This window comes from Synechococcus elongatus PCC 6301 (genome assembly GCF_000010065.1).
Classification (GTDB): domain Bacteria; phylum Cyanobacteriota; class Cyanobacteriia; order Synechococcales; family Synechococcaceae; genus Synechococcus; species Synechococcus elongatus.
The window spans coordinates 670,681-691,633 of the sequence record NC_006576.1 but is presented as its reverse complement, the minus strand read 5'-3'; the positions used below and the strand labels follow the sequence as shown (position 1 = coordinate 691,633).

General features: G+C 56.8%; 19 protein-coding genes. 10 read left to right on the top strand and 9 right to left on the bottom strand.

The genetic code is table 11. The features are described from left to right. Positions 1 to 47: 47 nt before the first annotated feature. Positions 48 to 2,042 carry a two-component system sensor histidine kinase NblS gene (nblS, locus tag SYC_RS03195; protein WP_041676936.1) on the bottom strand — a complete coding sequence of 665 codons (1,995 nt, stop codon included), beginning with the start codon at positions 2,040 to 2,042 and terminating at the stop codon, positions 48 to 50. Positions 2,043 to 2,105: 63 nt separating this feature from the next. Next, the gene (gene purD, locus SYC_RS03190) at positions 2,106 to 3,407 is read right to left on the bottom strand and encodes a phosphoribosylamine--glycine ligase (RefSeq protein WP_011242929.1); all 1,302 of its coding nucleotides are present in this window, start codon (positions 3,405 to 3,407) and stop codon (positions 2,106 to 2,108) included. A 154-nt stretch (positions 3,408 to 3,561) separates the two neighbouring features. Here purD and SYC_RS03185 point away from each other — a divergent pair, with 154 nt between their 5' ends. The 7 genes from SYC_RS03185 (at position 3,562) to lpxB (ending at position 11,220) form a co-directional block, all read left to right on the top strand. After that, entirely contained in the window at positions 3,562 to 4,821 is a 1,260-nt protein-coding gene (locus SYC_RS03185; RefSeq protein ID WP_011242928.1) for a tetratricopeptide repeat protein, read from the top strand. 27 nt (positions 4,822 to 4,848) lie between these two features. Next, positions 4,849 to 5,574, top strand: coding sequence for a phosphoribosylaminoimidazolesuccinocarboxamide synthase (gene purC / locus SYC_RS03180; protein ID WP_011242927.1), 726 nt, complete (start codon positions 4,849 to 4,851; stop codon positions 5,572 to 5,574). Positions 5,575 to 5,691: 117 nt separating this feature from the next. Further along, the gene (locus SYC_RS03175) at positions 5,692 to 7,857 is read left to right on the top strand and encodes a BamA/TamA family outer membrane protein (protein WP_070105206.1); all 2,166 of its coding nucleotides are present in this window, start codon (positions 5,692 to 5,694) and stop codon (positions 7,855 to 7,857) included. Positions 7,858 to 7,866: 9 nt separating this feature from the next. Further along, positions 7,867 to 8,721 (top strand): UDP-3-O-acyl-N-acetylglucosamine deacetylase, encoded by an 855-nt coding sequence (gene lpxC, locus SYC_RS03170; RefSeq protein ID WP_011242925.1) that lies wholly within the window; start codon positions 7,867 to 7,869, stop codon positions 8,719 to 8,721. A gap of 18 nt (positions 8,722 to 8,739) precedes the next feature. Then, positions 8,740 to 9,207, top strand: coding sequence for a 3-hydroxyacyl-ACP dehydratase FabZ (gene fabZ / locus SYC_RS03165; protein ID WP_011242924.1), 468 nt, complete (start codon positions 8,740 to 8,742; stop codon positions 9,205 to 9,207). Between the two features lie 6 nt (positions 9,208 to 9,213). Beyond that, positions 9,214 to 10,020, top strand: coding sequence for an acyl-ACP--UDP-N-acetylglucosamine O-acyltransferase (gene lpxA / locus SYC_RS03160; protein ID WP_011242923.1), 807 nt, complete (start codon positions 9,214 to 9,216; stop codon positions 10,018 to 10,020). Between the two features lie 9 nt (positions 10,021 to 10,029). Beyond that, on the top strand, positions 10,030 to 11,220 hold the full coding sequence (gene lpxB, locus SYC_RS03155; RefSeq protein ID WP_196794065.1) for a lipid-A-disaccharide synthase: 1,191 nt from the start codon (positions 10,030 to 10,032) through the stop codon (positions 11,218 to 11,220). Between the two features lie 17 nt (positions 11,221 to 11,237). Here the strand turns inward: lpxB and SYC_RS03150 are convergent, their stop codons facing one another. After that, positions 11,238 to 11,723: a nitrate reductase associated protein gene (locus SYC_RS03150; RefSeq protein ID WP_011242921.1), complete on the bottom strand. Its 486-nt coding sequence runs from the start codon at positions 11,721 to 11,723 to the stop codon at positions 11,238 to 11,240. 99 nt (positions 11,724 to 11,822) lie between these two features. Here SYC_RS03150 and SYC_RS03145 point away from each other — a divergent pair, with 99 nt between their 5' ends. Continuing rightward, positions 11,823 to 12,884, top strand: coding sequence for an anthranilate phosphoribosyltransferase family protein (locus SYC_RS03145; RefSeq protein ID WP_011242920.1), 1,062 nt, complete (start codon positions 11,823 to 11,825; stop codon positions 12,882 to 12,884). 11 nt (positions 12,885 to 12,895) lie between these two features. Here the strand turns inward: SYC_RS03145 and SYC_RS03140 are convergent, their stop codons facing one another. The 3 genes from SYC_RS03140 to SYC_RS03130 are packed head-to-tail and all read right to left on the bottom strand — an operon-like array spanning position 12,896 to position 14,955. After that, a complete protein-coding gene (locus SYC_RS03140; RefSeq protein ID WP_011242919.1) occupies positions 12,896 to 13,666 on the bottom strand; it encodes a sulfite exporter TauE/SafE family protein in 771 nt (256 codons plus the stop codon). Positions 13,667 to 13,670: 4 nt separating this feature from the next. Next, positions 13,671 to 14,216: a rhodanese-like domain-containing protein gene (locus SYC_RS03135; RefSeq protein ID WP_011242918.1), complete on the bottom strand. Its 546-nt coding sequence runs from the start codon at positions 14,214 to 14,216 to the stop codon at positions 13,671 to 13,673. A 46-nt stretch (positions 14,217 to 14,262) separates the two neighbouring features. After that, positions 14,263 to 14,955 (bottom strand): MBL fold metallo-hydrolase, encoded by a 693-nt coding sequence (locus tag SYC_RS03130; RefSeq protein WP_011242917.1) that lies wholly within the window; start codon positions 14,953 to 14,955, stop codon positions 14,263 to 14,265. A gap of 92 nt (positions 14,956 to 15,047) precedes the next feature. Between SYC_RS03130 and SYC_RS03125 the strand changes: the two genes are divergently transcribed. Both SYC_RS03125 and cysC read left to right on the top strand, forming a co-directional pair. Further along, positions 15,048 to 15,368 (top strand): ArsR/SmtB family transcription factor, encoded by a 321-nt coding sequence (locus SYC_RS03125; protein ID WP_041676934.1) that lies wholly within the window; start codon positions 15,048 to 15,050, stop codon positions 15,366 to 15,368. 77 nt (positions 15,369 to 15,445) lie between these two features. Continuing rightward, positions 15,446 to 16,072: an adenylyl-sulfate kinase gene (gene cysC, locus SYC_RS03120; RefSeq protein WP_011242915.1), complete on the top strand. Its 627-nt coding sequence runs from the start codon at positions 15,446 to 15,448 to the stop codon at positions 16,070 to 16,072. A 44-nt stretch (positions 16,073 to 16,116) separates the two neighbouring features. Here cysC and SYC_RS03115 read toward each other — a convergent pair whose 3' ends face one another. The 3 genes from SYC_RS03115 to ftsH2 form a co-directional block, all read right to left on the bottom strand. After that, a complete protein-coding gene (locus SYC_RS03115; protein ID WP_011242914.1) occupies positions 16,117 to 16,467 on the bottom strand; it encodes a helix-turn-helix domain-containing protein in 351 nt (116 codons plus the stop codon). Positions 16,468 to 16,891: 424 nt separating this feature from the next. After that, the gene (locus tag SYC_RS03110; RefSeq protein WP_011242913.1) at positions 16,892 to 18,601 is read right to left on the bottom strand and encodes an ABC-F family ATP-binding cassette domain-containing protein; all 1,710 of its coding nucleotides are present in this window, start codon (positions 18,599 to 18,601) and stop codon (positions 16,892 to 16,894) included. 183 nt (positions 18,602 to 18,784) lie between these two features. Further along, complete coding sequence (gene ftsH2 / locus SYC_RS03105) at positions 18,785 to 20,677, bottom strand: ATP-dependent zinc metalloprotease FtsH2 (protein WP_011242912.1); 1,893 nt, start codon at positions 20,675 to 20,677, stop codon at positions 18,785 to 18,787. Positions 20,678 to 20,953: the final 276 nt, after the last annotated feature.

Here is a 20,953-nt window from a genome sequence, read left to right as displayed (position 1 = left end):
ATTGAATCTCTGAATGGCCTCTCTCATTATTGGTTGAAGCGGGTCGACTAGCCGGTGCTGACGCTGACTTCGGTGCCATTCGTTGCTGTAATCGCCTCAGGCTTAGCGGGTGCTGCGATCGCTTCCTCGGGTTGATAAATCGGCAGGTCAAACCAGAAAGTTGTGCCAATTCCGACTTCACTAATTAAGTGAATGCGGCTCTGATGTTTCTCAACAATATTACGGACAATCGACAGCCCCAAGCCGGTGCCTTCGAGGGTGTGGACGCGGTTTTCGACCCGGAAAAAGCGATCGAAAATCGCCTCTTGATCTTCGGCATCAATGCCGATGCCAGTGTCGTTGATTTCAATCCGTATATTCGGCAGTGAGCTGACAATTTCAGAATGATTCACTGCCTCTGTACGCAGTGGCTGACCCACCAAATAGGCACGCATTGCCACGCAACCGCCGGAAGCGGTGAACTTAAGGGCGTTGCCGACTAAGTTGGCAAAAACCTGGAGCAGCAGATCGTAATTGGCGCGAACGGCGGGCAGGTCGCGGGCAATCTCTGATCGCAGTTCAATCCCTTTCTCGCGGGCGTTGAGCTGATAGGTGCGCAGGGTCTGCTCGATCGGTTGAACCAGATCGATGCCTTCGAAGTTGTAGCGACGATTCGACTCCAGCCACGACGGATCGAGGACGTCGTTGACCAGACGGGTGAGGCGATCGGTTTCATGATTTGCCGTTGACAGGAACTCGCGCCGCTCCTCTTCGCTCAGGTCGTCACCGTAATCATGCAGCGTTTCGATGAAGGACTTGATGTTGAACAGCGGCGTTCGCAGCTCGTGGGAGACATTGCTAATGAACTGACTTTTGGCTTCATTCAGTTCAACTTCGCGGGTGATGTCTTGAACCGTGACAGCAATGCCTTTCACGTTCGCCCGCGCTGTATCCAAGACATTACTGACCAAAATGCGTACGGTGCGATTACTGCGTTCCGGCAAGGTCAACCGCAACTCCACTGCCTCGCGATCGCCATTCGCGATCGCCTTGAGTGGATCATGCAATTCTTGGGCAAGGGGTGACGGTAAGTGATCGATCACGTCATCACCTTTGAGCGATCGCCCTTCCCACCCAAAAATGCGAATTGCGGCTGGATTGACCAGCACTAAGTTGAGGTCTGCATCCAATAGCAAGGCCCCATCTGCGATTGTCGAAACCAAGGTCTCCAGCTTGGCTTTTTCGGAAGTTAATTCATCGATGTTCTGGGCGGCATAGCCCTCTAGCTGTTCCGCCATGTCATTGAAGCTGGCGATCAGTTCCCCAAGTTCACCGCTGGGGGGCAGGTCGATGCGCTGCTTAAAGTTTCCAGAAGCAATGCTGCGGACGCCCTCCACCAACTCGCGAATGGGGCGCGTGATGATCAAGGCATTGAAGACTGCCCCGACGATCACCATGACCCAAATCGTGATGAACACCGCGATCGTCACATCGCGGGTCAAGCCCGACGAAGCCACCACTGCTGGACTCGGGTTCGTGCCGATCGCTAGCACCCCCAAATAGCGATCGTTTTGGAACAGCGGCACAAATACATCCGTAACCAGACCGGCCGGAGTCAAATGCTGCCGCACGTAGGGGCGATCGCCCTGACGCAGGTAGTCAGGGGGCAGTTGAATGCGGCGCTGGATCGTGAGGGAGTTGCGGACTTCTGATTGTGAGAAAGGAATGCCGAGATAGATTTCACCTTCCGTATCGGCATAGAGCAGATAGCGGACGCTGCTGGTGCTGCGATAGAAACGGTAGGAAAAGCGGGTTAGCCCAGCGATGTCCTCGTCGGCAATCAAGGGTGTGGCGTTGGCAGCTAGCAACAGGCCCAAGTCGCGCCCAAAGCGGGTGTCATTGAGCCGCGCATCTTCTTGAATGCTATTGACGGCCCAAAAAGTCAGCCCGCTCATAATCAGCGAGACGACCAAAGTGGCGATCGCCATCAGCTTGGTTTGCAGGGTGAAATCTGCCCACCAGCGGGTCAGCGTATCGCGCAGTTGTTGCCAAAGGGCCAGCATAGGCAGCTGCTCTAAGCCGAACAAACAGGACTGACCCTATCGTATCTGGCCGCTCGAAACCGCTTACGATTCGTGGGTTGTCGCTGCCGCCCCGCTCGATCGCACTTGCCAACCAACATCCCGCCGGTAGTAGCGATCGCGGAACTGAATTGACTCCAAGGCTTGATAGACCTTGGTAAAAGCAGCGTCAAAGTCAGCAGCCGTTGCCACGACGTTCAACACCCGCCCGCCTGCCGTTTGAATTTCGTCATCCACGGCGTTGGTGCCGGCATGGAAAACCACGGCCCCTGCGGCTTCCGCAGCGGCTAGCCCGTCAATGCGATCGCCTTTGGCATAGTCTCCGGGATAGCCGCCTGCTGCCAGGACCACACAGGCCGAGACTGCATCGTGCCATTCTAGCTCCGGCAAATCGGCCAAGCGACCTTCGGCACAAGCAAGCAGGACATCCACCAACGGCGTCGCCAGCAACGGCAGCACCGATTGAGTTTCAGGGTCACCAAAGCGGCAGTTGAACTCAATGACCTTCGGCCCTGCTGGGGTCAACATCAAACCGGCATAGAGAATGCCGCGATAGTCAATGCCGCGATCGCGCAGAGTTGCCAGTGCTGGTTCGAGCACCTGGGCCTGCACTTGCGCCAAAAGCTCAGGCGTTGCGAGGGGAGCGGGTGCGTAAGCCCCCATGCCACCCGTGTTCAGGCCCGTATCACCTTCCCCAATGCGCTTGTGATCCTGTGCCACCTTCAGGGGGCGAATCGTCTGGCCATCGGTGAAGGCCAGCACGGAAATTTCCGGCCCCGTCAGACATTCTTCAATCACCACCGTCTGCCCGGCGGCTCCAAAGGCGCCCTCAAATGAGGCCACGATCGCGGCTTCTGCTTCCGCCAGCGTTTGGGCCACAACCACACCTTTACCCGCCGCGAGGCCATCGGCTTTAACCACGATCGGTGCACCCTGCTGGCACACGTAGTCCAAGGCTGCCGCCGCATTGGTAAAGACTGCTGCTGTCGCCGTGGGAATATTTGCCTCAGCCATCAGGGCTTTCGCCCAAGCTTTGCTGGCTTCGATTTGCGCACCGGCTTGGCTTGGCCCAAAGACTGCGATGCCGCGATCGCGCAGGAAATCCGCGACCCCCGCTGCCAGTGGTGCTTCCGGTCCAATGACGGCTAGACCCAAACCTTCGCGGGCACAGAGGTCAGCCAAGGCCTCACCATCCAAGGCATTGAGCGCATGGTTCCGGCACTTGGCTGCGCCGGCAGTGCCGCCGTTACCGGGGACACAGACAATCGCCTCAACGGTCGGCGATTGAGCTAGCTTCCAGACGAGGGCATGCTCGCGGCCCCCGTTACCGACAACAAGAATTTTCACGCTAGTCTGAGGCGAAAGTGGGTGTGGCTAGGCCAGAAGCCTGTCCAGTGCAGCTTTCATCGTACCTGTCTGACTGCCCATCTCCAGCACGGTGTTGGCAGCGACCCTGCCACCGATACAGTGATGCAGAGAAAGTCCAGTGGGGAGCGTGAGCATGAGTGGGCAGCGATGGATGATGGGCGGCACGATCGCCCTCTGGCTACTCGGTGCAACACCCGGGATTGCTCAGACCCCGACCGATCCCGACACTGGGGCTCCAATTCCCCGCGCGGTCTTACTCGATCTGACGACAGGGCCGAACGATCCGCTCCTGCCGTCCAAACTGCCGACACGGGGTTACACACCCTTAGAAAAACGAGCGATTCGAGAGGCGATCGCCCAACTCCTGGATGCGGCTGATGGGGCCGCCAACCTCCAGCAGGATGACTTGGCCTTTGAGTTGCGCTTCCGGGCGATCCGTTTGCGCCAAGTCTTGGGTCTCGAGGAAGAACTGCCCCTGCTCAAGCTGACTGGCCAGCAGGCGCGGACTAAAAATCGTTCCGATGAAGGTCAAGCGATTGCCAAGCGCCTGCAGCAGATTGAGGCGACAACCCCAGACCTCAGTCCGGCGCAGCAATTGGATCTAGCGATCGCCTACCGAGAGGTGCGGGACTTCGACAATGCTATTCGTCTCTATCGGCAACTGCTGACCCGGGCGCAAGCCCCTAGCGATCGCCGCGATTTGCTCGATGCTCTGGCGACCTGTGAGTTTGAGAGCTTTCGCTACGCCGCCGCTGCCGAAACCTACGGTGCGCTAGTTGCTCTTCTGACCGACAACCCACTCTTGGATCTTGGCCAGACTTCTCAAGTCCAGCAAGCGCGGCTTGGACCCCGTCAGGAACCCAGCTACAGTCAGCGGGAATGGGCGGTGCGGCAGCAAATTTTCAGTCTGGAGCAAATCCAACGCTATGCCGAAGCGATCGCGATTCAGCAAGCGGAATTGGCTTTGATCCGGCCTGACTTGCAACCGGCTTGGTTGCTGGCGATCGCGGCGAATCAACAGCGATCGCGTCAGTTGGTGCTTGCAGTGGAAACCTACCAGACGGTCTATCGGCAGGCACTGCCTCTCGGTCAGTTGGCGATCGCACGGGATGCACTGGAAGCTCTGCGCGATCTTTACCAAGAACAGAACCAAACGGCTGATGCGATCGCGGTCTATGACCTGCTGCTAGCCCAAGCGCGCAATGAGGGTGATCTCTATGGCTTGATGGAAAACTACGCGCGACTGGGGCGATACCAACTCCGTCAGGGCGATCGCCCGGCGGCGGAACAGGCGCTGACCCAAGGTCAAAGCATCTCGGGGCAGTTGGGCTTTGTGGGCCCTGAACTGACGACTCTCCAGACGCAGCTGAGCGCTTCCACCCCTGCACAGTAAAATGGGGCGTTATTCTGCCCGATCTGCATGAGCGCTCCCCTCTACGAAGGCAAAGCCAAAATTGTCTATGCCACCGATGATCCCCAGGTGTATCGGACCTATTTCAAGGACGATGCCACCGCCTTTAATGCCCAAAAGCGGGGTCAAATCAGTGGCAAAGGGGCGATTAATTGCGCTGTCTCCAGCTACCTGTTCCGAGTGCTAGCCCAGGCAGGGGTCACCAATCACTTCATTGAGCAGATTTCTGAGCGGGAAATGCGGGTCCAAGCGGTTGAGATCGTGCCCTTGGAAGTGGTGGTGCGCAATCTGGCCGCCGGTAGCCTTTGCAAGCAAACGGGGATTGCAGAAGGAACTGCGATCGCACCGCCCTTGGTCGAGTTTTATCTCAAAGATGATGCCCTCGGTGATCCGCTGCTGACGCCCGATCGCCTACGGCTCTTACAAGTTGCCACTGAGGCAGAAGTCCAGCACCTGCAAGGGGCTGCTTTGCAAGTCAATACGTTGCTGCAGGCCTTTTTCAACCGCTGTGGCATTACCTTAGTGGACTTCAAACTGGAATTTGGTCGCGATCGCCAAGGTCAAATCCTGCTAGCCGATGAGATTAGCCCAGATACCTGCCGCCTCTGGGATCAGCAGGAAATCGATCCAGAAAAGCGCATCCTAGACAAGGATCGCTTCCGTCGCGACCTCGGTAACGTCGAAGCGGCCTACGCTCGCGTTTTGGAATTAGTGACCCAGCAAGCTGAGTTGTAACAAAAAGCGTGGGGTAGAATTGCGGCGTTCTGGCCATTCGCAACTTTCCGGTTGCGGTGACGTCTTGGCGAGGACCGTTTTACGTCGGTCTGTTCGTCGGTGGTGAGAGAGAGCCTTATGTTGAAATCCAATCAGGCGCAACGCCTAGCTTTAAGCGTCTACTGTGCCACCGCGATCGCGATCGCTGCGTCACCGGCTCGGGCTGAGACAAAAGCAACGCCGACCCCCGCGAAGCCAGCCACTGCTGGTTTTGCGATCGAAGGACCGACGGCATTACCTCAACCCGCTGCTGCAGAGATTCCGCCGCTCCCACTAGCGCAAACATCTCCTACGAATGAGGGCGGTGCTCCGCCGGCTGCTACGCCCACGCCAGCAACGCCACCGGCATCGACTCCTGCTCCTACCACTCCGCCGACAACCCCGCCAGCACCTGCGGCAGAGCAGCCTGCTCCGGCTGAGCCCCAGGTGCTCGTGTCAGAGGTTCAAATCGTTGGGGTTGCTGGTAATCCTGACGAAGCCCAGCTCCTCGACGCTATCTACGGCGCTATTCGCACCCAAGCGGGAGCTACCTCAACGAGGACTCAACTCCAGAACGATGTCAATGCCATCTTTGGTACTGGCTTGTTCAGTAACGTCCAAGTATTGCCCGAGGATACGCCTCTCGGAGTTCAGATCACCTTTGTGGTCGAACCGAATCCCGTCCTGAGCAAGATCGAATTGGATGGGGCGCGGGTCTTGCCCGACTCAGTCATTCAAGAAACATTCAAGGATGATTACGGCAAAATTCTGAACCTGCAAACCCTGCAGGCTCGGATTCGGACCCTGAACACTTGGTACCGCGAAAACGGCTATGTGCTGGCCCAGGTGGTGGATGCTTCGCGCATCAGCCCCAACGGGGAAGTCACGCTGCGGGTCGCTGAAGGGGTAATCAGCGAGCTGATCGTTCGTTTCCAAAACGCGGAAGGGCGATCGACCGATGAAGAGGGCAATCCGATTCGTGGTAAGACACGGCCCTTCATCGTCACGCGGGAATATTCCTTCAAGGAAGGCGATGTCTTCAATCGCCCCCAAGCCGAAGCAGGGCTGCGGCGCATCTTTGGCCTCGGTCTGTTCAGTGATGTTCGCCTCAACCTTGAGCCCGACCCCCGCGACCCGACCAAGGTTGTGGTCGTCACCAACGTCCAGGAAAGCTCGACGGGGAACTTTTCTGCTGGTGTCGGCTTTAGTGACGCCAGCGGTCTGTTCGGCACCATTGGCCTTCAGGAGCAGAACTTTGGCGGCAACAACCAAAAGCTGGGCTTCCAGCTCTCGGTGGGTCTGCGTCAGGCCTTGTTTGATATCAGCTTCAGTGATCCCTGGATTGCGGGCGACCCCTTCCGCTCCTCCTACAGCGTCAATGTGTTCCGCAGTGCGGAGCTAGCGCTCCAGTTCACGAACGGCCCGATCGATGTCAATTTGCCCAATGGCAACAGCATCATCACTCAGCGAACCGGAACCCAAATTCTGTTCACTCTTCCCCAGGCTGATCCCTACACACGGCCGGAATGGACTCTATTTGGAGGTGTCAGCTTCAACGTCGTTGACATTACCGACATCAACGGCAATGCCTTTGCCCAAGATGAGTTTGGGAATCCGCTAACAGCTTCCGGGGGGTCGCAAGACACCTTGTTTGGACTGATCTTTGGGGCGGTTCGTGATACTCGCGATAACGTTGCTACGCCGACTCGCGGTAGTCTTTTCCGCTTCAACGTCGATCAGTTCCTCCCGATCACTGCCAATGGGGTGTTCTACAACCGGATTCGAGCTGGCTACAGCTTCTACGTGCCCATCCGCTTGCTGCGCTTCCAAGAGGGCTGCCGTAAGGACAATCCGACTGCTGAAGAATGTCCGCAAACTTTGGCTTTCAATATCCAGGCAGGCACTGCCCTAGGTAACTTACCACCCTATGAGGCGTTCTGCATCGGGGGCGTCAACACCGTGCGGGGCTACGAAGAATGCGGCCTGGCCAGTGGGCGGAGCTTTGTTGTCGCCAGTGCGGAGTATCGCTTCCCGATCATCAGCCAGTTCCTTGGTGGAGCTCTGTTCGCCGATGCTGGCACTTCCTTGGGGAGCGACAGTGCTGTCATTGGTGCGCCGGCGGTCATCCGGGGGAAACCGGGCGGTGGCGTTGGCTATGGGTTTGGGGTCCGGATCGCAACGCCGGTGGGGCCAGTCCGGCTTGATCTGGGCTTTACCCCGGATCAGGGCAATCGGATCCAGTTTGCGATCGGTGAAAAATTCTGAGGCAGGACCATGGCGATTGCAATTCCCCGTCGGACGCTTGCAGGGCCTGTTGACTGCGCTGGTGTAGGGCTTCACAGCGGTGCAGAAGTCAACGTGCGTTTAGAACCTGCCGTCAGTGGGCGCGATCGCATTTTTGTGCGGACTGACCTGCCGGGCACACCTGAGATTCCCGTACAGCTCGATCGCGTTCGCGAAACGCTGCTCTCGACGGAGCTGGCGACGGATCAAGCCAATATTCGAACCGTTGAGCACCTCTTGGCTGTCCTTGCTGGTTTGGGCGTGACCGATGTCCAAATTGCGATCGATGGCCCCGAGCTGCCGCTGCTGGATGGCTCAGGGGCAGAGTGGCTCGCGGCGATCGCCGCGGTCGGTACCGTCGAACTTCTTGGCGCTGTGTCGGTGCCGGTCCTCACAGAGCCCCTGACGGTCAGTGAAGGTGATGCCTTTGTCACAGCGGTTCCTGCTGAGGAAACCCGTCTCAGCTATGGCATTGACTTTGACCTTGCCCCGATTGGCAATCAATGGTTTAGTGTGCGCTGGCGGCCAGATGACTGGGAGCGCGAGGTGGTGCCAGCCCGAACCTTTGGTTTGGCTCCCCAAATTGAAGCCTTGCGTCAGCAGGGCCTCATTCGGGGGGGCAGCCTGGAGAATGCCTTGGTCTGCGATCGCGATCGCTGGTTGAATCCGCCGCTGCGTTTTTCAAACGAGCCAGTGCGTCATAAACTCTTAGATCTAGCTGGGGATCTGAGCTTGCTCGGAGCCTTGCCCCAGGCTCATATCCTTGCCTACAAAGCTAGCCACCGGCTCCATGTTCGCTTTGCCCGCGAACTACAAGCCCGCATGGCCAGCCTTGTTTCTCGCTGACCTCTATTCGTTCTCTACATGACCGTCAACCCGGATGCTCCTGCCTTGCCGACGTTGCCCTTGGCCGTGGAGACGATTCAAGGCCTTCTTCCCCACCGCTACCCTTTTGCCCTTGTCGATCGCATTATTGACTATGTACCGGGCGAGCGGGCGGTCGGGATTAAAAATGTGACTTTCAATGAGCCTCAGTTCCAAGGGCATTTCCCAGGGCGCCCCCTGATGCCGGGCGTCTTGATTGTCGAGGCGATGGCCCAAGTGGGGGGCGTGATTGTCACCTTGATGCCCGACATGCCCCAGGGCTTATTTGTGTTTGCCGGTATTGACCAAGTCCGCTTCCGGCGTCCGGTCGTACCCGGTGATCAGCTCGTCTTGTCGGCTCAGCTTCTCAGTGCCAAGCGGCGTCGCTTCTGCAAAATTCAAGGTGAGGCGATGGTCGATGGCCAGCTGGCAGCCAGCGGAGAACTGGTGTTCTCGCTCGTGGAGTAACGGCTGGTGAGTGCAGTAATTCACCCCACCGCAATCATTGCGCCGGGAGCCGAGATTCACCCCAGCGTCCAAATCGGCCCCTACGCCGTTATTGGGGAGCATGTTCGGATTGGAGCCCATACGACCGTCGGAGCCCATGCGGTCATCGATGGTTGGACTGAAATTGGCGAAGAAAATCGCATCTTTCCTGGCGCTGCGATCGGACTGGAGTCCCAGGACAAAAAAACTGACGGATCGCTCAGGGTCGTGCGGATTGGCGATCGAAACCGGATTCGCGAGTATGTGACGATCAACCGCGCCACCAAAGCTGGTGAAGCCACGGTGATCGGCAATGACAATTTGCTAATGGCCTACGTGCACGTGGCCCACAACTGCATCCTGCACAACCGGATCGTCATCTCCAACGCCGTCTCCTTGGCTGGCCACATTGTGGTTGAGTCGGGAGCCGTGATCGGCGGCATGTCAGGGCTGCATCAGTTTGTCCATGTTGGCCGCAACGCCATGATTGGCGGCATGAGCCGTGTGGAGCGAGATGTACCGCCCTACATGTTGGTTGAAGGCAATCCTGCTCGCGTGCGATCGCTCAATCTCGTGGGCTTAGAACGAGCGGGACTGCGCGATGGTCAGGAGGGCGAAGCTTTTAAGCAGCTGAAGCAGGCCTATCGGCTGCTCTATCGCTCCGACCTGTTGCTCAAGGAAGCGATCGCTGAGATCCGCCAGATTTCTGACCTCGAGCACCTGCAGCACCTCTGTAACTTCCTCGAAGCTTCCCAAGGGAGCGAGCGTCGGGGTCCCACGCCAGGTAGCAAGTAAGTGGCTGCGATTCGACTGTTTATCAGCACCGGCGAAGTCTCGGGCGATCTACAGGGCAGTTTGCTGATTGCAGCGCTGTTTCGGCAAGCGAAGCAATTGGGCCTTGAGCTCGAAATCCTCGCCTTGGGTGGCGATCGCATGGCGGCGGCTGGTGCAAAGCTGCTGGCTAACACGATTGGGATCAGTTCGATTGGCATCTGGGAAGCGCTGCCCTACGTTTGGCCAACCTGGCGCTTGCAGCAAAAGATTGCTCGTCAGATTCGCGAAACGTCCCTCGATGCGGCGATTTTGATCGACTACATCGGGCCAAATATCGGCTGGGGGGGCCGTTTACCGAAATCTCACCCCAACATCCCGATTTTTTACTACATCGCGCCCCAGGAATGGGTGTGGTCCTTCGGCGAGGGCAAGACGACCCAACTCGTTAACTTCAGCGATCGCATTTTTGCCATCTTCCCCGGCGAGGCCACCTACTACCGCGATCGCGGGGCGGCAGTCAGCTTTGTCGGCCATCCCCTGATCGACCAACTCCAAGATCGGCCCGATCGCGCTAAGGCTCGTGCCCAGCTGGGCCTGCAGGAACAGGAGCGGGCGATCGCGCTCTATCCCGCCTCGCGACCTCAGGAGTTAAAGTTCCTGTTGCCGACCGTTTTGGCGGCGGCCCAGCAACTCAACGCCGAGCTGCCCAATCTCCGCTTCTTTGTGCCGCTCTCTCAGGAAAAGTTTCGAACGACGATTGAGGAAGCAGCCCGCGAGTTGAACCTGCCGTTGCAAATTGTCAGCGGCGAAACAACGGCTTTGGTCCAAGCTGCTGCGGATCTAGCGATCGCTAAATCCGGCACAGTGAACCTCGAGCTGGGTCTCCAAGGCATCCCCCAAGTCGTGGTCTATCGCGTCGGAGCCGTGACTGCTTGGATTGCCCGCCACATTCTGCGCTTCTCAATTCCGTTTATGTCACCCGTCAACTTGGTCGATATGGAAGCGATCGTGCCGGAGTTACTTCAAGACGAAGCCAACCCCGATCGCATTGCGGCGGAAGCGAAAGCTATCCTGCTCGATCCAGACCGGCAAGCGGCGATCCAAGCTGGTTACCAGCGAATGCGCCAAAGCTTAGGGGAACCCGGAGTTTGCGATCGGGCTGCGCAGGAGATTTTGACTGCAGCGCTCCAGCAAAAACAAGTTCTATCCCGCGAACGCTAGCAACCTAACTCGGGAACTCAGTCAGCCTCAAGGGGCGATCGCTCGGTGAGGCCAAATTCCTGCAGCGCTGGATAAAGGTTGCGATGTTCATGGCCGGGACGCGCCAGCTTAATCAAGGCAAAGCGTTGGAGGGGTTCTAGCCCTTGCCAGTCATCAGGACTGAGACTGACCTGCAGCACTTGGCAGGCGGCCTCCACTGCCTCTGGAATCTCAGGTTGCAGCCAAGCCGGTTGAGGATCAATCGGTAAATCTTTGGCGGGCTCCCCCCAATCGCGCTGGGTCCAATCACGGAGTTGCTGCCGGTAGGCTTGGCGATCGCGATCGCTCTCACAGGGCCAATCAACCAGTTGTTGGCGCTCGGCTTCCGAGAGACGGTGCCAGTGTTCTAGCTTGAGCTTGACGCCACAGTCATCGAGTTTGCGGCGCACGCTCATGGGGATGCAGCGTAGGCCGAGCACAAAGTCAGCCTCGAATTGAAAAAACGGACTGGCAGAAGAGGTCATGGCGATCAGGCCGAGCAGGACAGCATCCAATCCCGAGAAGTTCCCAATGAACGGTTTGCAGAAATGGGAATGAGATCATAAAAGTTTACTGTTCAGGCGATGAGCGAGCGATTCCGAGACCTAATCCGTAAGGTTGGCAGTGGACGCCACACGAGCCAAGTTTTGACGCAGGCTGAGGCCGCCGAAGCCCTGCAGCTCATGCTGTCAGCCACGGCGACCCCCGCCCAAATTGGGGCTTTTTTAATTGCCCATCGCATTCGTCGCCCGACGGGAACCGAACTCGCTGGATTTTTAGAGACCTACGCCGACTGGTTGCCTGCTGTCTTGGCTCCGAGTACAACACGGCCGCCACTGGTCTTGGGCTATCCCTACGATGGCCGCGATCGCACGGCTCCTTTGGGACCACTGCTGGCGCTGCTGCTCGCCGCTGTTGGTCAACCCGTTGTGCTGCACGGCAGCGATCGCGTTGCAACAAAATACGGTGTGCCTCTGGTTGAACTCTGGGATGCGATCGGGGTGAACTGGCGATCGCGTTCTGTTGCTAATCTCAACCGCTGTCTCGAACAAGCTGGTGTAGCCCAACTCCATCAACCCAGTCTTTGCCCGGCTGCTGAAGTGTTGAATGGCTATCGCTCGGAATTGGGCAAACGACCGCCGCTTGCCACTGCCGAATTGATGCTCGTTCCTGTCCAAGGGGCAGCTTTGCCGGTTTGTGGCTTCGTCCATCCGCCGACGGAGTTGATGATCGAAGAAGCCCTGAGTCTGCGCGGGATCACGACCTTCTTCACCATCAAAGGCTTGGAGGGGAGTCCAGAGCTACCGCGCGATCGCGCCGCAATCGTGGGCCGCTGGCAGAATGGCCACTGCGATCGTCTGATCTTGCATGCCCGCGACTGGGATTTAGGCGAGGCAGAACTGCCTTGGATGGGGGAAGACGCTTGGGTGGAGGCTGCTCAAGCCCTACTGGAAGGTCAGCCTTCAGTGCTAGAACCGCTGCTGCGCTGGAATGGCGCGGCCTATCTCTGGTTTTTGGGCATGGCCTCATCAATGACGGCAGGGTTGGTTCAGGTGGATCACCTGTTACAAACCAAGGCGCTGCTCCAACAACGCGATCGCTTGCAACAGATTCTTCAACTCGTACCCGATTTCTCACTCTCTTGAGCGGTCAGCCGCTATAAAACACTTCGCGCCAAGACAAACCCTCCGATCGCCAGCAGAAGAAGGGCAAAACTGCGTTGTAGCCCCTGCGTGCTAAGCCGCTGCGATACTGCGCCACCCAAGAGGGTACCGAGGCAGGCAGAAGCTGCGAAGGTCAGCGTCAGTCCCCAAGGCAGACTAAGGCGACCCCAGTAGCCCATTAATCCTGCAATCGCATTCAGGCCGATGATCACCAAGGAGGTGCCGATCGCCTTGCGCGTGGGCACTTTTCCCAGCAGCACTAACGCAGGAACGATCGCAAAGCCACCCCCGACACCGACTAATCCCGTCAGCACCCCCACACCAATCCCTTCGCTGATTAACCAAGTCCAGCAGCTCAGACAAAAGGGACGCGGATAACTCAAAACCGGATCGTCAGCTTTTGGGGACTGAGGCCACAGCATAAAGCTCGCCGCCGCCAAAATTGCCACACCAAACAAACCCATTTGTAGCTGAGCCGTCACCCAAGGTAACAGTGCTAGTCGAGCTCCCCCAAAGGCTCCTACCATCGTGGAGCTGCCAAATACCCCTGTCCGGAGCCAGTCGATGTTGCCGCGCCGCGCATGGGGAATTGCTCCCAGTAGACTGGCGCTCCCCACGACCACCAGAGTCATCGCGATCGCGGTTTTAGGATCAATGTCCAGCACATAAACCAAGACTGGCAAAGCCAAAACAGCACCGCCACCGCCCAGCAATCCCAAGCTGAGGCCGATCAGTAACGCCAGCCCAAGCGCAAGCCACTGCATCGTACTAACCCCGATTCCAAGGCATCGCCGCTAGAACATTCGGTAGGAGACAGGTGCCACTGAGACCTGCAAACACAAGTCCAGCGCCAACAAAGGCACTCAGCCCCAGCCATGTGTGGGCGAGGGTCAAGCTCAGGATGATACTGATAAGAACAAGGGATCCGGCGACCAGTTGCACCTGCCGCATGAGGCTGATCGGTGCATTGGCAGTCTGACCGATTGTGGGAAGGCCCCGTTGCTTCCAAGCATTGAGACCGCCCTGTAGCTCTGTGATCGTCAGTCCACGTTGCTGTAATTGGGTGGCGGCTTTCTGCGATCGCATCCCGGACTGACAGGTCAGCACAATCGGGCGATCGCTAGCCGGTAAAGGCAGCTGGGTTATTTGACTGAGTGGATAGAGATGCGACCCAGCGATATGGTCCGCCTGATACTCCGCCACTTCGCGAACATCGAGCAGGAGAACTTCCTGGCGATCGATCAGGAACTGTAACTGATTGGGGCTGAGTAATGGGGTGTTTTGGCGATTCGTGGGTGTTGAAAAGGAGGTCATGGCGACTGCCTGAGCTGGGTCACGACTGAAACATGAGTGAGAAGTATTAGCTAGTGGCGGGATGACCGCAGCGTTCGTTGGCAGGCACGGCTTCCATAATTCGCTGCGGATCAGGCAGGTCGAGACTGTTCATGAAGGTGATAAAGCTTTGGCGATCGCGGCCTACAAAACGGCGATTGAGGCGTTTTTCTTCACCGATCGTGGAGACGGTGTGCCCTCTGTAGTCGTGGCCAGGCCAAACGCGGGTGTTGTCCGGCAGTTGGAAGAGACGTTGCACCGAGTCGAACAACTGACCCGCATCACCGCTCTGAAAATCCGTACGGCCACAACCACGAATCAATAGCGAGTCGCCAGTCAACAACTCCGCCTGATGGATCAAGTAAGCGGCATGGCTATCGGTATGACCGCGAGTTTCGATCACTGTAATCGCAATTGACCCAACCTGGAGGCGATCGCCCTCCACCACAAAGCGATCAGCACAGGTCGCATTTGCACCTGCCGGTACAACAGTTTCGCAGCCGGTCAATTCCCGCAGCCGCCCAGCTGCGGTGATGTGGTCAGCGTGGAGATGAGTTTCTAAGCAAAACTTCAGCGTCAGACCCAGGTCTTGCAGCAGCGCTAAATCGCGATCGCACTGTTCTAAAACAGGATCCACCAATGCGGCTTCACCACTGGCTTCATCGGCAATTAAGTAGGTGTAAGTCCAAGTGTCGCGATCGAAGAGCTGACGGAAAAGCATAGTCGGTTCCTCTGGCTGACATGATGAGTTTATCAAAATATTCTTAAGTGGTAATATAATAGAATAAAAAAGTTTCGTAATTGCCTGTGTCCATGAACTCTGCTGCTCTGGCGCAAGTCGCCGACTACTTCAAGCTGCTTTCAGAGTCGACTCGGTTGCAAGTGCTGTGCACCCTGAAGGAAGGTGCGCTCTCGGTTTCTGAAATTGTGGCGGCATCGGGGCTGGGGCAGGCTAATGTCTCGAAACACCTCAAACTGCTCCACCAAGCGGGGGTTGTGAGTCGGACGCCGCGACAGGGCTGTGTCTACTACGAAATCTGCGACTCCACGGTCTTTGAACTCTGCGAAGTAGTCAGTCAGCGGCTGGTGCAACATTTGGCGGAACAGCAGGCCGTGCTCAGTCACTGGCGTTGAGCAAACCGTAAGGTACTGGATCCGCTGCCGCTTGCTGATAGGCTAGTACGGGCTGTAAATCCGTTGAGGCGTTAGGAATGATCGCTGATCCCGCGAGTCGGAATGTCGTTTGGCACGATGCGACAATTACCCGCAGCGATCGTGAGCGACTCAACGGTCATCGCGGTGTGATTCTGTGGTTTACAGGTCTATCGGGGTCGGGTAAATCGACCTTGGCCCATGCGGTTGAGGCACAGCTGTTTGAGCGGGGCTGCCGCACCTTTGTCCTCGATGGCGATAATGTCCGCCACGGCCTTTGTGCGGATCTTGGGTTTTCCGATAGCGATCGCCAAGAAAATATTCGTCGTATTGGCGAAGTCGCCAAGCTGTTCATGGAAGCAGGGGTGATTACCCTGGCGGCGTTTGTCTCGCCCTTCCGTGCCGATCGCGATCGCGTCCGCGCCTTGGTCGCCGACGGTGAATATATTGAGGTCTATTGCCAAGCCTCTTTGGATATCTGTGAGCAACGCGATGTCAAAGGCCTCTATGCCAAGGCTCGCGCTGGTCAGATCCCAGAATTTACAGGAATTTCTTCGCCCTACGAGGCACCGGAAGCGGCGGAGCTGCAAATTGATACTGGCAGCCGATCGCTTGAGGATTGTGTGGCGCAAGTGCTGGACTATTTAGCCTCCCAAGGAATTATCCCGGCCAGCGATCGCGCCTGATGAAGCGGAGGGTTTCGGTCTGAGGCTAACTGACGTAGCCCTGTTCAGCTAGAGCGGCGGTTGCTTTTCTTCTGCGATCGCTCCAGTAGGGCGGAGGAGTCTTGCTGACCAGAGAACACGCCATTCAGTTCATCGAGGGACAGCCCCAGAACTTCAGCAATCCGGTTCATTAAGCCCCAGCGAATATCGAGGGGGTCAATTTCGGCATTTTCATATTTGACAATCAGGGTCGGTGACACGCCTAGCAGTTGGGATAGTTGCCGCTTAGATAGGGGTGGCGCGGCTAAGCCTGCAGATTCGAACAGCGGTTTATGAACTTGGAAGCGGAACTCCTGTAGGAGGGTGGCTAGTCGGCTCGCTCGTTCTGCTGCCGTCGCCGCAAACAGCTTCGACATAAAAATTCCTCGTTACTGCTCCCAGAATAAACAGCCTAGTCAAAGTCTTGAATGCCGCAGTATTAATTCAAGGTCACTCTTTGGAGTGTCAGTCTTCAAAATGAGCGGCTGTTCAGCGCTGTGTAACAGCGATCGCGTTTGCCCGAGTCGACAGCAACTGCATCGACAGAGACATCAGAGTTTTTGATCTTTAATCTGGCCAAAAAGCGGAAGCCAATGACTGCTCAGCCGTCAATCTTGACGCGGTAAATGGTTCCTCTGGATCTGAACGATGGCTTCTCTCTCGATTAGTGAGGGTGAAAGAAGCTGGCCTTTAGCCGAATAAAAAGCGATCGCCTTCCTGATCTTGCCTGTCATTGACCAGCATGGCTAACCAGTGAGAGCGGATGATTGCGATCGCTTTTTGGCATTGAGAGAGAGCAGATTAGGACTGACGGCGTTCTTGCTGTTTGGCTTTTTGCTTAGCACGCTTCGCCGCTGCCTTCGAAGCTTTTTCTGCCTCTATTGCCGCCAGCCGCTCTCGCTCTTTCTTCAGCTGAATTTGCTCGAGGTAATAGTGATAATCGCCGGCATAAACGCGGAACTCGCCATCCCGAATTTCGACAATCTTATTGGCAACTCTCGATACGAAATAGCGATCGTGCGACACAATTAGCGCCGTTCCTTCGTACTCTCGTAGAGCTTCCTCCAGCATTTCCTTGGCAGGGATATCGAGGTGGTTCGTTGGCTCATCGAGAATCAACAAGTTGGCAGGCTGCAGCAACATTTTTGCCAGCGCTAGTCGTGCTTTCTCACCACCACTTAGAGCCCCTACTTTCTTGAAGACAGTGTCAGAGCGGAAACAGAAACTCCCCAAAAGGGTGCGAACTTCTGAGTCCTTCCAAGACGGCACCTCGTCATGAATCGTATCGAGCACTGTCTTTTCGAGATCTAGCGCTTCCGCTTGATTCTGCTCAAAATAGCTGGGGATGACTTGGTGGGCACCGAGTTCCACTTTGCCTTCCAGCAGCGGCTCACGCCCCAGAATCAGCCGCAACAGGGTAGACTTACCCGCGCCATTCGGCCCGAGAAAGGCAATGCGATCGCCCCGTTCAATTAGCAATTCTGCCCCAAGGAACAGGATCTTGTCGTTGTAGGCGTGGGTTAGATCCTCAATCATCACCACTTCGCGGCCGCTGCGAGGTGCGGGTGGAAAGCGAAACTGAATACCGCGCAAGTTATCTTCGGGTGCTTCAATTCGCTCGACTTTCTCGAGTTGCTTTTCGCGACTTTTGGCCTGGGTGCTGCGAGTCGCGCTGGCCCGAAAGCGATCGATAAAGGCTTGTTGCTCAGCGAGTTCTTTTTGCTGACGCTCAAAGGCTGCAAATTGCGCTGTCTTTTCCAGCTCTTTCTGAGTGAGATAGTCGCTGTAGTTACCGAGATAGGTGCGAGCTACCCCGCGTTCTGTTTCCACAATTTGGGTGCAGAGCCGATCGAGAAACTCGCGATCGTGTGAAATGATCACCATCGGCTGGCTCAAGCCTTTCAGGTAGGTTTCTAACCATTCAATCGTTTCAAGATCGAGGTGGTTAGTCGGCTCGTCCAGCAGCAGTAGATCAGGCTCTTGCAGCAGAATTTTGCCCAAGCCCATCCGCATCTGCCAGCCGCCACTAAAGGCCGCCACCGAGCGATCGCCATCCTCCAGACCAAAACCCAGATCAGGTAGAAGCTTGGCAATGCGGGCATCGATCGCATAGCCATCCAAGGCCTCAAACCGCCGTTGTAAGCGATCGAGCTGATGGATCAAATCGTCTAGTTGCTCAGGTTCGGCGGTTTGCATCTGGTGCTCCACCTCCGACAACTGATTAAAAACGGTTGTTGCTTCACCAAAGGCTTGCCAGAGTTCTTCCCGAACTGTGCGCTCAGGATCGATATCAAACTCTTGCTGCAGATAAGCAATTTTGAGGCTACTGGGCCGAATAATTTCGCCGCTAGTGGCCTCTTCCAAACCGGCAATAATCCGCATTTGGGTCGACTTGCCAGCCCCATTCACCCCGACTAAACCAATACGATCGCCGGGTTTGACTTCCCAGCTCACATCTCGGAGCACCTCACCGGTGGGATAAATCTTAGAGATGCGATCGAGACGCAACATAGTCACAGGACAGACAGGGATCCTCGCAATCCTAACGGAAAGTGACACCCTTCGTTAGGCAACCTGCGATCGCGGTTCTCATCTAGTCGCCAGAACTGCTTTCTCCCACTAAACAAGGACCCAAGAAAAACCGCTGCCTTTCCGAAGTCCAGCAGCGGTCAGTTGAGGCCCTAATCTAGTGCGCTAGATCAGCTGAGGCACAAATCGTTCTTTCTCAGGGACTTGGCAGTACTCAGCCACAATCTGACGGAATTCATCGCCGTCGATCGTTTCTTTTTCAATCAGCAGATCGACGAGGCGATCGATCACGATGCGGTTGTCGCGAATCAACTGCAGCGTTTCTTGGTAGCAGTGGTCGACGATGTCATGAACCTGGGCATCAATGCGGATGGCAATCCGCTCCGAGTATTCCGATCGCGTCATCAGATCGCGGCCCAAGAACACCTCTTGACTTTGACCTTCCAGCGACAGCGGCCCCAGATCCGACATGCCAAAGCGAGTCACCATCTGACGCGCCATGCCCGTCACCTGTTGCAAGTCATTGCCTGCACCGGTGGTCACCTCGTCATGGCCAAAGATCACATCTTCCGCAGCCCGGCCGCCGAGGGCGCCTTTAATCCGAGCCAGAATTTGCGCCCGCGAGGTCAAGCCTTGCTCTTCATCCGGCGCGAACCAGGTCAGACCTTGAGCTTGGCCGCGAGGAATCAGCGTCACTTTCTGAACCGGGTCATGGTCTTTGACCAAGGTGCCCACGATCGCGTGACCCACCTCGTGGTAAGCAATCAAGCGCTTGCTCTTGCCATCGACCAGCGGCGTACCTTCCATACCGGCGACGACGCGATCGACGGCGTCATCAATTTCCGTCAGCGTGATCGCATCTTTACGTCGACGGGCAGTCAAAATTGCGGCTTCGTTCAGCAGGTTGGCCAAATCAGCACCGGCGAAACCCGGCGTCCGGCGGGCGATCACATCCAGGGAGACATCTTCCGCCAGTTTCTTGTTACGGGCGTGAACCTTGAGGATTTCCAGACGGCCTTTGATGTCCGGTGCATCAACGATGATCTGGCGATCGAAACGGCCAGGACGGGTCAGCGCTGCATCCAAGACATCGGGGCGGTTGGTGGCCGCGATGATGATAATGCCGGTGTTGCCCTCAAAACCGTCCATTTCGGTCAACAACTGGTTGAGGGTTTGTTCCCGCTCGTCGTTACCACCGCCAATACCGGCGCCACGCTGACGGCCGACGGCGTCAATTTCATCGATGAAGACGATGCAAGGTGCGTTTTCTTTGGCTTTCTTGAACAGGTCGCGGACGCGGCTGGCACCGACACCCACAAACATTTCCACGAATTCTGAACCGGAGATGCTGAAGAAAGGAACACCTGCTTCACCCGCGATCGCTTTAGCCAACAGGGTTTTACCCGTCCCCGGAGGGCCAACCAGCAAGACGCCTTTAGGAATACGGGCACCGACTGCGGTGAAGCGCTCGGAGTTTTTCAGGAAGGTCACCACTTCTTGCAGCTCTTCCTTGGCTTCTTCGATGCCAGCGACATCGTCAAACAGCACGCCGGTTTTGGCATCCATTTGGAAGCGGGCTTTCGATTTGCCGAACTGCATCGCTTGACCGGGGCCACCCGGCACGTTGCCAGAGCGACGGAACAGGAAGAACAAACCGACGATCAGCAGGATCGGAAAGATCAGGTTGCTGAGCAGACCCCAGATCGCGCCATCGTTGCGCGGTGGGTGGACGTCGAAGTTAATGTCGCTGTCGCGCAGGCGCGTGATCAAATCGGGAGACGTGCCAGGCAGATCGACGCGGAGGCGTTGCAGCCGGTTATCGAGGTCAGGGTCAACGGCCTCGACGATCGCCGTGCGGCCGCCTTCATAAAAATCAACTGCCGTGACTCGGCCCGCATCGAGGTATTCCAAGAAGCGACCGTAGGTCATGCGGGTGCTGGCCGCATTGATGGTGCTATTGGTTTGCAGGTTCGCCCCAATGCCCCCTTGCCAGACGAAAAAGCCGATGACCAGGATCGGCAGAGTCCAGAGTGCCAGGGTGCGCCAGTTCCATTTCATGGGCGTCGATCCTTAAAGAGTCCGATAGGGCCGGAGAATTCTGAGAAAGTCTCTTAACTAAATTTAACGTATTGTTGCAAAGTCTGCGTAGAGAACCTCTCCAGCGGTTTCAGCATATCCCTCAGCTTCTGTTTTGGCCGCGCTGTCTACCCCTGCTGCACCTTCTCTATAAAAGGCTAAACCTGCACAGTGATTGCCCTCCTTGGATGAGCTGTGCGCTGAGGTTCGGTCAAGATTCTTAGAACTTAGGCAGCATCGATTGCATGAGATGAAGGC

What these genes read in the sequence shown, in the direction of transcription:
- nblS (WP_041676936.1), bottom strand. Translation starts at nt 2,042, where the DNA reads ATGCTGGCCCTTTGGCAACAACTGCGCGATACGCTGACCCGCTGGTGG.
- SYC_RS03185 (WP_011242928.1), top strand. Translation starts at nt 3,562, where the DNA reads ATGAGTGGGCAGCGATGGATGATGGGCGGCACGATCGCCCTCTGGCTA.
- purC (WP_011242927.1), top strand. Translation starts at nt 4,849, where the DNA reads ATGAGCGCTCCCCTCTACGAAGGCAAAGCCAAAATTGTCTATGCCACC.
- SYC_RS03175 (WP_070105206.1), top strand. Translation starts at nt 5,692, where the DNA reads ATGTTGAAATCCAATCAGGCGCAACGCCTAGCTTTAAGCGTCTACTGT.
- lpxC (WP_011242925.1), top strand. Translation starts at nt 7,867, where the DNA reads ATGGCGATTGCAATTCCCCGTCGGACGCTTGCAGGGCCTGTTGACTGC.
- fabZ (WP_011242924.1), top strand. Translation starts at nt 8,740, where the DNA reads ATGACCGTCAACCCGGATGCTCCTGCCTTGCCGACGTTGCCCTTGGCC.
- SYC_RS03150 (WP_011242921.1), bottom strand. Translation starts at nt 11,723, where the DNA reads ATGACCTCTTCTGCCAGTCCGTTTTTTCAATTCGAGGCTGACTTTGTG.
- SYC_RS03145 (WP_011242920.1), top strand. Translation starts at nt 11,823, where the DNA reads ATGAGCGAGCGATTCCGAGACCTAATCCGTAAGGTTGGCAGTGGACGC.
- SYC_RS03140 (WP_011242919.1), bottom strand. Translation starts at nt 13,666, where the DNA reads ATGCAGTGGCTTGCGCTTGGGCTGGCGTTACTGATCGGCCTCAGCTTG.
- SYC_RS03135 (WP_011242918.1), bottom strand. Translation starts at nt 14,216, where the DNA reads ATGACCTCCTTTTCAACACCCACGAATCGCCAAAACACCCCATTACTC.
- SYC_RS03130 (WP_011242917.1), bottom strand. Translation starts at nt 14,955, where the DNA reads ATGCTTTTCCGTCAGCTCTTCGATCGCGACACTTGGACTTACACCTAC.
- SYC_RS03125 (WP_041676934.1), top strand. Translation starts at nt 15,048, where the DNA reads ATGAACTCTGCTGCTCTGGCGCAAGTCGCCGACTACTTCAAGCTGCTT.
- cysC (WP_011242915.1), top strand. Translation starts at nt 15,446, where the DNA reads ATGATCGCTGATCCCGCGAGTCGGAATGTCGTTTGGCACGATGCGACA.
- SYC_RS03115 (WP_011242914.1), bottom strand. Translation starts at nt 16,467, where the DNA reads ATGTCGAAGCTGTTTGCGGCGACGGCAGCAGAACGAGCGAGCCGACTA.
- SYC_RS03110 (WP_011242913.1), bottom strand. Translation starts at nt 18,601, where the DNA reads ATGTTGCGTCTCGATCGCATCTCTAAGATTTATCCCACCGGTGAGGTG.
- ftsH2 (WP_011242912.1), bottom strand. Translation starts at nt 20,677, where the DNA reads ATGAAATGGAACTGGCGCACCCTGGCACTCTGGACTCTGCCGATCCTG.